We start from the raw sequence: 13,445 nt of genomic DNA on the forward strand, positions 1-13,445 counted from the left end.
TCAATTGATAAATTCTTTTATTTTAGTCAGAATCCCTTCTTCATCCATGCCGCACAGTTGATATAGTTCGGCCACTGAACCATGCTCTACAAATATATTAGGGATACCGATACGCTTCACGGTTGGTTTGTATTCGTTGTCTGCCATAAATTCAAGGATAGCACTACCCATCCCGCCTTTGATAATCCCGTCTTCGATAGTCAGGACACGTTGGAATTTGCGTCCTACCTCATGTAACAGCTCTTCGTCCAGCGGTTTCAGGAAACGTAAATCGTAATGGGCGATCGACAGACCGAAATCAGCTTCTGCCCGGGTGATGGCACGGGCAGCTATGTTTCCTATCGGTCCGATAGTGATAACCGCAAGGTCGTTGCCCTCTTTCAGTTTTCGTCCTTTTCCCACCGGAATCTCTTCCAATGGACACTTCCAGTCTACTAATACACCGCGTCCACGAGGGTAACGGATCACGAACGGACCCTTGTCCGGTAATTGTGCCGTATACATCAGGCGACGTAATTCGTGTTCGTCCATGGGCGAACTGATCGTCAGATTGGGGATCGGACGCAAACACGCCATATCAAAAGCTCCGTGATGAGTGGGACCGTCTTCGCCAACCAGTCCGGCGCGGTCGAGGCACAAAACAACAGGGAGATTCTGAATCGCTACGTCATGAATGATATTATCATGCGCCCGTTGCATAAAAGAAGAATAGATATTGCAGAATGGTTGCAATCCGTCTTTGGCCATTCCACCGGAGAAAGTAACCGCATGTCCTTCGGCAATGCCTACATCAAACGCGCGTTTGGGCATTTTCTCCATCAGTATGTTCATTGAACAGCCGCTAGGCATGGCAGGAGTGACACCGACAATCTTCGGATTGGCTTCGGCAAGCTCTACCAATGTATTTCCGAATACATCCTGGAAAAGCGGAGGCATTCCTTCAGTGTTAGCAATGAAACGTTCGCCGGTGACCGGATCGAATTTGCCGGGAGCATGCCATTCGGTAGCGTGCTTCTCTGCCGGTCCGAATCCTTTTCCTTTGATAGTATGCAGATGCAGGATTTTAGGTCCTTGCATATCTTTGATGTCGCGCAATACTCTTGCCAGATTCTTTACGTCGTGTCCGTCTATCGGACCGAAGTAACGGATATTCATCCCTTCGAAAATGTTCTGTTGCTGTGCAGCCATTGATTTCAGGCTGTTCCCGAAACGTATAAGCGCTTTGCGGCGTTCTTCGTTTAGGATGCCGAGCTTGAACAGCATGCGCGAGAGCTTGAAACGTAGCTGATTATAGCGGTTGGAAGTTGTCAGGTTAAAGAGATACTGCTTCATGCCTCCTACACTACGGTCAATAGCCATGTCATTGTCATTCAGGATAATGAGCAGGTTGTTCGACGTGGCGGATGCATTGTTCAGTCCTTCGAAAGCCAGTCCGCCACTCATGGAACCGTCGCCTATGATGGCTACTACATGGCGTTTGGCATCTCCTTTTCTGGCGGCTGCGACAGCCATACCGAGAGCTGCAGAAATAGAATTGGAAGCATGTCCGCACGTGAAAGTATCATATTCGCTTTCTTCCGGAGACGGGAAAGGGCGGATTCCTCCGAGTTTCCTGTTCGTAGAAAAGGCTTCACGGCGTCCTGTCAGTATTTTGTGGCCGTATGCCTGATGTCCCACGTCCCATACAATACGGTCATAAGGTGTATTGTAGACGTAGTGCAAAGCTACGGTCAGCTCCACAGTTCCCAGACTGGCAGCGAAATGCCCCGGGTTGCAGCAGAGTTCTTTAATAATGTCTTGCCTTAGTTCACTACATACCTCCGGCAGTTGCTCCACGTCTAGTTTTCGCAGGTCTTCAGGATAATTGATAGTGTTTAGCAAGTTATATATCGGTTCATTCTTCATGATTCGAGGAAATTTAGTGCAAAAATACGAAAAGAAAGTATATTCGGCCTCCTTTTTTTTATAAAATCTTATTCGGCATAGAGACGTATCTGTTTTTCCGTACCCCCTAAGATTATTGAATCGTGAGGAAAAAGAGGTAGGAAATTGTTTTTTGATTACTTTTGCATATGAAACGTAATGAAATGATGGAAAATCGTATGAACTTTCAAACATCTGTAGAATTGCCTGCCGGGATGCCGCCTGTCAGTCATGCAGATCGTATTCTTCTGATGGGCTCCTGTTTTGCGGAAAATATCGGGAGACAATTAACAGATGCCGGGTTTCAGCTGGATCTGAATCCTTTTGGTATCCTTTATAATCCTTTGTCCATCTCATCCGCTTTGAGAGAGATTATAGGAAATAAAGAATATACCAGTCAGGATTTGTTTGCCTACAAAGACTTATGGCATAGTCCGATGCATCACGGCTCTTTTTCAGCTTTTACGCCCGAAGAAACATTGCATACCATAAATGCCCGTCTTCATCACGCCCATCAAAGACTGCCGGAATTGAACTGGCTAATGGTAACTCTGGGCACTGCCTACGTCTATAAACAAAAAGAGAGTGGACAAGTGGTAGCCAACTGCCATCAACTGCCGGAAAACCACTTCTTACGTTACCGGCTTACTGTTGAAGAAATTGTAGAAGATTATACAGCACTCATCACCGAAATGGCCGCCCGGAACCCGAAATTAAAATGGCTGTTTACAGTCAGCCCGATCCGTCATATACGCGACGGGATGCACGCCAATCAATTAAGCAAATCTACCTTGTTGCTCGCCATCGACCGGTTGCAGCAACTGTTCCCGGAACGAGTGTTCTACTTCCCCTCTTATGAGATCATATTGGACGAATTGCGTGATTATCGCTTCTATGCTGACGATATGCTGCATCCGTCTCCTCTGGCGATTCGTTACCTGTGGGAGCGCTTCTCCGAAACCTTCTTTTCCACTGAAACAAAGCAGGTTATCATAGCAGTGCAGGACATCCGCCGGGACTTGGCACATAAACCCTTTCATCCCGAGTCAGAGGCGTATCAACGCTTTTTAGGACAAATAGTGTTAAAAATAGAACGACTTATCGGAAAATACCCGTACTTAGATTTTCAAAAAGAAACAGAACTATGTCATATGCGATTGAATCCATAGCCCAAAGTATCGGTGCCCGCCGTATAGGCAAACATAAAGCGACTATTGATTGGCTGTTAACAGACAGCCGCTCTTTGAGTTTTCCGGAAGAAACTCTCTTTTTTGCTTTAACTACCAAACGAAATAGCGGAGTCCGTTATATCCCCGAATTATACGACCGGGGCGTACGCAATTTTGTAATAACAGAAGAAGACTTTAAATTAATTGAGAATGGAGATTTGAAAATGGAGAAATCTGGGCAGGATGATGATGCGCAGCCAATTCTCAATTCTCAACTCTCAACTCTCAATTTCCTTATCGTTCCCAATCCTCTGAAAGCTTTGCAGAAGCTTGCCGAAACGCATCGTGATAAATTTAAAATCCCTGTGATCGGTATCACCGGAAGCAATGGGAAAACCATTGTGAAAGAGTGGTTGCACCAGTTACTTAGTCCGGATCGTTGTATCGTCCGTTCTCCGCGTAGCTATAATTCGCAGATCGGAGTTCCTCTTTCTGTATGGCAGCTTTCAGAAGAAGCAGAACTGGGTATCTTTGAAGCCGGCATCTCTGAAATGGGAGAGATGGGAGCCTTGAAACGAATGATAAAGCCTACCATTGGTATTCTGACCAATATCGGCGGTGCCCATCAGGAAAACTTCTTCTCATTGCAAGAGAAGTGTATGGAGAAGTTGACGCTTTTCAAAGACTGCGATGTAGTGATTTACAACGGTGATAACGAATTAATCAGTAATTGTGTCGCAAAATCAATGCTGACCGCACGTGAAATAGCCTGGAGCTGTAAGGATATTGAACGTCCGTTGTATATCAGCCGTGTAATCAAGAAAGAAGATCATACCGTTATATCCTATCGTTATCTGGAAATGGATAATACATTCTGTATTCCTTTCATCGATGACGCTTCCATCGAAAACGTGCTGAATTGCCTGGCAGCTTGTCTTTACCTGATGACGCCTGCCGACCAGATCACCGAACGGATGGCCCGTCTCGAACCGATTGCCATGCGTCTGGAAGTGAAAGAAGGAAAGAATAACTGCGTATTGATTAATGATAGTTATAATTCAGACCTGGCATCGTTGGATATTGCACTCGACTTTCTGGTACGCCGTTCCGAAAAGAAAGGCTTGGAAGCGGACACTGATCCTGTCGGATATACTGGAAACCGGACAAAGTACCGCTACGCTCTACCGGCGTGTAGCCCAGTTGGTGCAGAGTAAAGGAATAAATAAACTGATTGGTGTAGGGCAGGAAATATCCTCCTGTTCCGCTCGTTTTGATGATGATCTCGAACGCTACTTCTTTCCTAACACAGAAGCACTTCTTACGTCCGGCATTCTCAAATCACTTCATTCGGAAGTAATTCTGGTAAAAGGTTCGCGCGTGTTCAACTTTGATTTGGTATCCGAAGAGCTTGAATTGAAGGTACATGAAACCATCCTTGAAGTAAACCTCGGAGCGATGGTCGCCAATCTGAACCATTACCGTTCCATGCTTCGCCATCCGGAAACAAAAGTAATCTGTATGGTGAAAGCATTCGCTTACGGAGCCGGTTCGTATGAAATAGCCAAGAGCCTTCAGGAACACCATGTCGATTATCTGGCAGTGGCGGTGGCTGACGAAGGTTCCGAACTTCGCAAAGCAGGTATTACCGCCTCTATTATAATCATGGATCCGGAGCTTACAGCATTTAAAACCATGTTCGATTATAAGTTGGAACCGGAAGTCTATAATTTCCATCTGCTCGATGCGCTCATCAAAGCGGCAGAAAAAGAAGGAATCACCAACTTCCCGATTCATGTGAAACTGGATACAGGTATGCATCGCTTGGGCTTTGCGGTAGAGGATATACCATTGCTCATTCGTCGTCTGAAGAATCAGAGTGCAGTGATCCCCCGTTCGGTATTCTCTCATTTTGTAGGAAGTGATTCGTCGCAGTTCGACGCTTTCACCCGTGAACAGATTGAATTGTTCGAGAAAGGTTCGCAGGAATTGCAAGCCGCTTTCTCTCACAAGATTCTCCGTCACATCTGCAATACGGCAGGAATCGAACGTTTCCCCGATGCACAGTTTGATATGGTACGTTTGGGAATCGGACTTTATGGAGTTAGCCCGATAGACAATTCGATTATACATAATGTGAGCACGCTCAAGACTACCATTCTTCAAATCCGAGATGTTCCCCAGGAAGATACGGTGGGATATAGCCGGATGGGACATCTGGTACGCCCTTCGCGTATTGCAGCTATTCCTATCGGCTATGCGGATGGATTAAACCGTCATTTGGGACGTGGCAATGCCTATTGCCTGGTGAATGGAAAGAAAGCTCCTTATGTGGGTAATATCTGCATGGATGTGTGCATGATAGATGTAACGGACATTGACTGTCGGGAAGGCGATCAGGCCATCATTTTCGGTGATGATCTGCCGATTACGGTGTTGTCCGATAAGCTGGATACGATCCCTTATGAAGTGCTGACAAGTATATCGACACGGGTGAAGCGGGTATATTATCAGGATTAATTCACCATAGAGGACACGGAGTTTTTTTCAAAGATACAAATCAGATACTGAAGATACTGACAGCGTATTATGAAAAAAGGACTCTGTGCCCTCTGTGTCCTCTGTGGTGAATAAAAATCTGTGTTAATCCATGTAACCTGTAGTGAAAATGATTATATTTGCAGCAACTATTAAAAACCTCTTTATCAAATAAACTTATGACAAACTTATTATTGTTAGGCTTTTTGCCTAGTGGGTCCGAATGGATTATTATCGCTTTGGTTATCCTTCTTCTTTTTGGTGGAAAGAAAATACCTGAACTGATGCGCGGATTAGGCAAAGGCGTGAAGAGCTTCAAAGACGGTGTGAACGAAGCAAAAGATGAAATAAACAAGGCAAAAGAAGATCTGGATAAACCTGCCGACACAGGTAAGTAAAGCAAGTACGGATGGCAGAAATGACCTTTTGGGATCATTTGGATGAACTGCGTAAGGTACTTTTTCGGGTGATCGGAATTTGGTTTGTTTTGGCGGTAGGCTACTTCATTGCTATGCCCTATCTTTTCGATCATGTGATATTGGCACCTTGCCACAATGATTTCATATTCTACGATTTATTACGGCATATCGGGAAGACATTTGATTTGACCGATGATTTTTTTACACAACAGTTTTATGTGAAGCTAGTCAATATCAACTTGGCTGCTCCATTTTTTATTCACATGTCGACAGCATTCTGGATGTCGGTTGTGACAGCTATGCCTTATCTCTTCTTTGAAATATGGCGTTTCATTAATCCTGCTCTTTATCCGAATGAGAGAAAAGGAGTACGTAAAGCATTGACTATTGGAACGCTGATGTTCTTCATCGGTGTTCTGCTGGGGTACTTTATGGTTTATCCATTGACACTTCGTTTCCTGTCTACTTATCAGTTGAGCTCGGAAGTGGAGAATATCTTGTCACTCAATTCCTATATAGATAATTTTATGATGCTGATTCTCTGCATGGGATTGGCTTTTGAACTTCCATTGGTTACATGGCTGCTTTCTTTGATGGGAGTGGTGAACAAGTCCTTCCTGCGGAAATACCGCCGTCATGCGGTGGTTGTTATCGTGATAGCAGCAGCTATTATTACTCCGACAGGCGACCCTTTCACTTTAAGTGTCGTAGCTATTCCACTTTATCTGTTGTACGAGATGAGTATTTTGATGATAAAAGACAAGAAGAAAACCGAAGAGGAAGTAGAAGATGAAGCTGGAGATGACGTTGCCCTGTCCGAAGAGTGAAGCGATAGAATCTTATGAATTACTTTTAGCAGTTTGCCGGGCAGAAGACGCCTATCTTGCCGTAGGATATAAGCAAATGCGTGACTTGCTGGAACGCATTTGTCGCGCGCAAATGCAAAACGAAAGTTTACAGATGACCGATCTTTCCGCACGAATTAGTTTTGTGTCGGCTAAGGTGGGTCTTTCTGTTGCCGAGCAGAATCGGCTGCATACCTTCCGGTTAACTTCAAATGCTATCCTGAACCGTCAACAAGAGCCCAATCGGGAACAACTCTTGCGGGATGCGAAAACTCTGGCTTTCTTTATCCGTAAACTCTTGGAAGAAGATATTCCTCCGAAACTATATCGGTTGCTTCCCCGTGCGGATGCCACCTATTTGGTTGCGCCTCCTGCCCGCGAACGGGTACAGCGGATGCGTGTCTGTTTCCAGTATGCCGACGAACAATATCTGTATGTGACTCCCTTGGAGGAAGTTTCGGAGCAACCATACCTTGTCCGTTATAATGTTCCCCAGATCAATGAAGAGTTTGCAGAAACGTGCAAGCTGCTTTGGCGTCATGCGCAAGTCAACTTATTGGATGTAGCCATCGATGAAGCTGGAATCCTGACCCCTTCTTTTATCGTACTCGAACCGGATTACTTGCTCGACATCAGTTCCCTTGCCGAGTGTTTCCGTGACTACGGACACCATCCGGCCAACTATTTTCTTTCCCGTCTTCAACCGATCGAAAATGCCCGTCCTTTATTATTGGGAAATATAGCCAACCTTTTTCTGGACGAATGGATTCATGCAAAGAGCGAAGAGATAGACTATCGTACCTGTATGCAGAAAGCCTTCCGGCGTTATCCTATTGAACTGGCCGCCTGTTCCGATTTACGAGACAAGGAGAAAGAACGCCAATTCTTTGAAGACTGCAAATTGCACTTCGATCATATTCGTGAAATAGTAAATGACACCTTTCATGCAGCCGGCTATGAGCTTGACAAAACAGATGCCGTGCTCGAACCATCTTATATCTGTGAGGCACTCGGACTTCAGGGACGTCTTGACTATATGCAGCGGGATATGTCTTCTTTCATCGAAATGAAATCCGGTAAAGCGGACGAGTATGCTATCCGGGGCAAGGTAGAACCGAAAGAGAATAATAAGGTACAGATGTTGCTTTATCAGGCGGTATTGCAATATTCGATGGGAATGGATCACCGGAAAGTGAAGGCTTATTTGCTTTATACCCGCTATCCGCTTCTTTATCCTTCCCGTCCTTCGTGGGCGATGGTGCGCCGGGTGATTGATTTGCGTAACCGGATTGTAGCCGATGAATATGGCATCCAATTACGAAACAGCCTGGAGTATACGTCACAAAAACTGGAAGAAATCAATGCTTCCACCTTGAATGAACGAGGCTTGAAAGGGCGTTTCTGGGAAACATACCTGCGTCCTTCTATTGATAACTTCCAATCGAAGCTGAAAGCTCTTTCCTCATTGGAAAAGAATTACTTCTATGCGGTGTACAACTTTATAACAAAGGAACTTTATACCTCAAAATCCGGTGACGTAGATTATGAAGGACGTACAGGGGCAGCTTCTTTGTGGCTCTCTACGTTGGCGGAGAAATGTGAGGCCGGAGAAATCATTTATGATTTGAAAATAAAGGAGAATCATGCTGCTGATGAACATAAAGCCGGACTTACTTTTTCTTTTTTTCAAAAGAAAAAAGCAGGGGATGCTTTGACAAATAAGATCCCCGTAAATGGGACTACCGGAAGTGATATTACTGAAAATGAAGTCTCTGAAAGTAAGATAATCGGAAATAGAGCTCTTGAAAGTGAAACTTTTCTTCCTAATTTCCGTCAAGGAGATGCTATTATCCTTTATGAACGGAATTGTGATGCAGATAATGTCACCAATAAAATGGTTTTCAAAGGTAATATTGAATACCTGACAGAAAATGAAATTGGTATTCGTTTGCGTGCTACCCAGCAGAATCCATCCGTGCTTCCTGCCGAAAGCCTCTATGCGATAGAACATGATATCATGGATACTACATTCCGTTCCATGTATCAGGGCTTGTATGCCTATCTTTCCGCCACACAGGAACGTCGGGATTTGTTGTTATCGCAGCGTTCTCCGAGGTTTGATGAATCATTGGATTCTCTCATTTCCTGTTCGAAGGATGATTTTGCACGAGTTGCTTTGAAAGCAAAAGCCGCACAGGATTATTTCCTTCTTATCGGACCTCCGGGAACGGGCAAGACTTCGTGCGCCTTGAAGAAAATGGTAGAAACCTTTCATGCAGACAAGGATGCGCAGATTCTTTTGCTTTCCTATACCAACCGGGCGGTTGATGAGGTATGCAAGTCGTTGGCTTCCATTGCCCCGGCAGTTGATTTTATCCGGGTGGGAAGCGAATTATCCTGTGATGAAGCCTATCGCGAGCATCTGATTGAAAATGAGTTATCTTCTTGCAACCGTCGTTCAGAGGTCTACGAGCGTATTCGGAGTTGCCGGATTATCGTAGGGACCGTAGCGGCTATTTCCGGTAAACCGGAACTGTTTCGTCTGAAACACTTTGATGTGGCTATCATTGATGAGGCTACTCAAATATTGGAGCCGCAGTTACTGGGTATTCTTTGTGCCCGTGGAGAAGACGGGAAAAATGCAATTGATAAGTTTGTATTGATTGGAGATCATAAGCAACTGCCTGCCGTTGTTCAGCAAAACACCGAACAGGCGGCAATCTATGATGAATCATTACTGTCTATCGGGTTGAGTAATCTGAAAGATTCTTTGTTCGAACGCCTTTACCGGAGCTGTACGGCAGCCAGTTCATCGTCCGCTATTCAGCGTTCCTATGATATGCTTTGTCGTCAGGGGCGTATGCATCCGGAGGTTGCCTTATTCGCCAATCGTACTTTTTACGGAGGTCGTCTGATTCCTGTCGGACTACCTCATCAAATAGAGGACTCGGACACGATCTGCCGTTTGGCCTTTTATCCTTCTGTACCGGAGAAAGCAGGAGCGTCTGCCAAAATCAACTATTCGGAAGCACGTATCGTTGCAGATTTAGCCGTTCGCATTTATGAACACCATCAGTCGGATTTTGACGAATCCCGTACCTTAGGAATCATTACTCCTTATCGGAGTCAGATAGCATTGATAAAAAAAGAAATAGAATCAGTAGGTATTCCGGTTCTGAATCGCATTCTGGTTGACACCGTGGAGCGGTTTCAGGGAAGCGAGCGTGATGTAATAATCTATTCCTTCTGTGTCAACTACCCTTATCAATTAAAATTTCTATCCAATCTGACGGAAGAAGAGGGTGTTTTGATTGACCGGAAACTGAATGTTGCCTTAACCCGTGCGAGGAAACAGATGTTCATCACAGGAGTTCCCGAACTCTTGGAACGTAATCCACTCTACAAAAGTTTATTAAAATTAATAGAAGGCTCCTGAAAAATTGCATCATTTTGCAGATGTTAGTTTTTATTCTCTCTTTATGCAATTCATTAACACCTCTATATTGAACAAACGCCTATATTTGCAACACGTTTTTTTCATAGAGATTTAGATTTAAGGTTAGAAGAATTGTGGAAGTCGTGAGACTTCCCTTTTTTTCATCTTAACGTTTACTATACTTCATTATAGGAATGCAAAAACACTGTTTTAAGTGTTACGTTTAAATATTTTGCAGGAGGATGATGCAGGATAAGTAAACCTAAAAAGCCTTCTTCGTGAGAAGAGGCTTTTTTATTTTTTTCATTTTTTGAATAATTGGTTAAAAAACAAAAGAGTAATCCGGCGACGGATTACTCTTTTGTTTTTATGGATAGTATCTATTGATATGGAATTAATCCAATACGATAGGTTTGTATTTCGGAACTAATGCTTTCATGATGATCCAACCCAACAAGTAAGCTACTGCACACACGCAGAAAATAATGAAATATCCGGCCGGTTTACCTTCAAAGCCCATGAATGTCATGGCCGGGTGTACGAATTGCGCTCCCTGTTCCAGCAACTCTTTCGTCATTTCGACTTCTTTACCGTCAACCATCGTTGTTCCGGAAGCATATACGAATAAGTTACCTGCTACTTTCTGAAGAATCATGGAGCCGAAACCACCTGCCATACCACCAATACCAGTGATACTTGCGATAGCTGTTCTTGGGAACATATCACCTACAGTAGAGAAGATATTAGCCGACCAGGACTGGTGAGCAGCGCCACCGATACCGATCAAAATAACCGGGAACCATGGAGAAACTGTGCCTAACGGCTGTGCCAACAATACAACCAATGGGAAGAAGGCGAAGATCAACATCGCTTTCATACGGGCTGCATACGGATTCATACCTGTTTTGTTGATAAAGATAGTAGGCAATTTACCACCGTAGATAGACAACATTGTTACTGCATAAAGCGTAAAAATCAATGCCATACCTAGTGGATCGGAAGTTTTGATACCGAATTGAGTATTCAGGTAAGACGGAGTCCAGAAAAGGAAGAACCACCATACGCCGTCAGTGGTAAACTTACCAAAGATGAAAGCCCATGTCTGCTTGTAGCTGAAGCATTGCCAGAATTTCATTCTCTTTTCATCTTTTTCGTCTGTCATCGGCGCACTACCAGCTTCGCGCTGGTCTTGTTCGATATAGTCAAGCTCTGCCTGGTTAACGTGTTTGCTTTTCGACGGAGCATCGTACATGAATACCCAGAATCCCATCCAGATGAAACCAAGTCCACCAATTACGATAAACGCCATTTCCCAACCGAACATTTTTGCTAGAATAGGAATGGTAAGAGGAGCGATCAATGCACCGATAGAAGCACCGGCGTTGAAGATAGAAGTAGCGTAAGCACGGTCTTTCTTAGGGAAATACTCTGCAGTTACTTTAATTGCAGCGGGGAAGTTACCGGCTTCTCCCAAAGCGAGGATACAGCGGGCAGCAAGGAAGCAGTACATACTGACAGTAGCAATGGTGACTACCACATCTCCTGTGGCACCTGCCAGTTCTGCTGCGCTATGCAGACCTACCTGTGCTTCTGTGATAACGCCACAAACGGCATGAAGACAAGCACCTGCCGACCAGACACCGATGGCCCATAAAAATCCTTTTTTAGTTCCCATCCAATCGACAAAGCGACCGGCAAACAGCATACATATAGCGTATACAATGGAGAAAACAGAAGTAATAGTACCGTAGTGAGATTCGTCCCAGTGGAATTCCGGTTTGATAAATTCGTCCCACGTCAATGAGAGAACCTGACGGTCGAGATAGTTAACTGTAGTAGCAAAAAATAGCATAGCACAGATGGTCCACCTGTAGTTTGTCATCTTTTCGCCTGTTTTTTGAAATGCATTCATGATAATGGATTTAAATAGATTTTGTTTCGTTGACAAAGGTCGGCATTTCGACTGAATTTTATTTGTAAAAATTGGTCAAAATCATGTATTATTCGTTGCATTATATATGGATTTTGTTACATCTTATTATATAATAGGTAACGAAGTGTTTGTTCTTTGGGGGAAGAATATGTAAAATCCGGAAAACTTCACCCCTTTCTCCTGCGAGAGAAAAGAATGAAGTTTTTCGGATCATTGATTATATGTATGAATAGGAATACGCAACGGTTAGCGCATTTCTGTATATTTGATCTTGTCCATGTCTCCATAGTCGAGGTTTTCACCAGCCATACCCCAAATAAACATATAGTTACTTGTTCCGGCAGCAGCATGGATAGACCATTCCGGTGACATGATAGCCTGTTCGTTCTGCATCCATACGATACGTTCTTCTTGAGGTTCGCCCATGAAGTGGCAGATAGCATTGCCCTCCGGTACGTTGAAATAGAAGTATGCTTCCACACGACGGGAGTGAGTGTGTGCCGGCATCGTGTTCCATACGCTACCCGGTTTCAATTCCGTCAATCCCATCTGCAATTGGCAAGGGCCTTCTTCAAGTACATTGTTGACAATCAACTGGTTGATAACGCGGTCATTACTTTCTTCCATCTTTCCGGCAGCGAATGAATTAGCTTTCAGGGAGCCTTTGCGTCCGTCAATAGTGATCAGTTGAGTTTTGTACTCTTTGTGAGCAGTCGCCGAGTTGATGTAGAACTTGGCAGGATTGCTGGAATCTTTGCTCTTGAAAGTCACTTTCTGCTTGCCTCTACCTACGTACAAGGCATCTTTGAATTTCAGCGTGTATTCTTTACCGTCTACAGTTACAATACCTTCGCCACCGATGTTGATAACACCCAGTTCACGGCGTTCGAGGAAAAATTTAGCTTTCAGCGGATCGATTGTTTCCAGAACCAGTTCTTTGGTTGCAGGTACTGCACCGCCAAAGATCAGACGGTCGTACATCGAATAAGTAAGGTTGATTTCATTCGGAACCATTACTTTTTCCATCAGGAAGCTACTACGCAAGCGGTTTGTATCATACGTTTTCACGTCTTGCGGACTGCAAGCCACTTGCATCTTGTAATTCACCTGGGCAGAAGCAGACATCGCTGCGATACCCAACATCATTGCAATTGCTAATTTTTTCATCATCTTTTCTTTATAGGA

At 44.2% G+C, this 13,445-nt stretch carries 7 protein-coding genes and 1 pseudogene; 5 read left to right on the forward strand and 3 right to left on the reverse strand.

What is annotated here, in order from left to right; translation table 11 throughout:
• Complete coding sequence (gene dxs, locus NXV01_RS09340; RefSeq protein ID WP_217722044.1) at positions 1-1,905, reverse strand: 1-deoxy-D-xylulose-5-phosphate synthase; 1,905 nt, start codon at positions 1,903-1,905, stop codon at positions 1-3.
• Between the two features lie 167 nt (positions 1,906-2,072).
• Between dxs and NXV01_RS09345 the strand changes: the two genes are divergently transcribed.
• From NXV01_RS09345 to NXV01_RS09365, 5 genes and pseudogenes are all read left to right on the forward strand, one after another.
• Positions 2,073-3,092 (forward strand): GSCFA domain-containing protein, encoded by a 1,020-nt coding sequence (locus tag NXV01_RS09345; RefSeq protein WP_259022244.1) that lies wholly within the window; start codon positions 2,073-2,075, stop codon positions 3,090-3,092.
• Positions 3,068-5,609: pseudogene (locus NXV01_RS09350) on the forward strand (bifunctional UDP-N-acetylmuramoyl-tripeptide:D-alanyl-D-alanine ligase/alanine racemase). The gene NXV01_RS09345 and the pseudogene NXV01_RS09350 overlap by 25 nt, the downstream one beginning before the upstream one ends.
• A 197-nt stretch (positions 5,610-5,806) precedes the next feature.
• Positions 5,807-6,025 (forward strand): twin-arginine translocase TatA/TatE family subunit, encoded by a 219-nt coding sequence (locus NXV01_RS09355; protein WP_117934729.1) that lies wholly within the window; start codon positions 5,807-5,809, stop codon positions 6,023-6,025.
• Positions 6,026-6,036: 11 nt separating this feature from the next.
• Positions 6,037-6,873, forward strand: coding sequence for a twin-arginine translocase subunit TatC (gene tatC, locus NXV01_RS09360; RefSeq protein WP_167511837.1), 837 nt, complete (start codon positions 6,037-6,039; stop codon positions 6,871-6,873).
• Complete coding sequence (locus tag NXV01_RS09365) at positions 6,836-10,327, forward strand: DEAD/DEAH box helicase (RefSeq protein WP_259022245.1); 3,492 nt, start codon at positions 6,836-6,838, stop codon at positions 10,325-10,327. The genes tatC and NXV01_RS09365 overlap by 38 nt, the downstream gene beginning before the upstream one ends.
• Before the next feature lie 394 nt (positions 10,328-10,721).
• On the opposite strand, the gene NXV01_RS09370 is transcribed toward NXV01_RS09365, so the two are convergent.
• Both NXV01_RS09370 and kduI read right to left on the reverse strand, forming a co-directional pair.
• Positions 10,722-12,239 (reverse strand): MFS transporter, encoded by a 1,518-nt coding sequence (locus NXV01_RS09370; protein WP_167511836.1) that lies wholly within the window; start codon positions 12,237-12,239, stop codon positions 10,722-10,724.
• A gap of 267 nt (positions 12,240-12,506) precedes the next feature.
• Positions 12,507-13,427, reverse strand: coding sequence for a 5-dehydro-4-deoxy-D-glucuronate isomerase (kduI, locus tag NXV01_RS09375; protein WP_148366599.1), 921 nt, complete (start codon positions 13,425-13,427; stop codon positions 12,507-12,509).
• Positions 13,428-13,445 lie beyond the last annotated feature (18 nt).

This window comes from Bacteroides sp. BFG-606, from assembly GCF_024788145.1.
Lineage (GTDB): Bacteria > Bacteroidota > Bacteroidia > Bacteroidales > Bacteroidaceae > Bacteroides > Bacteroides vicugnae.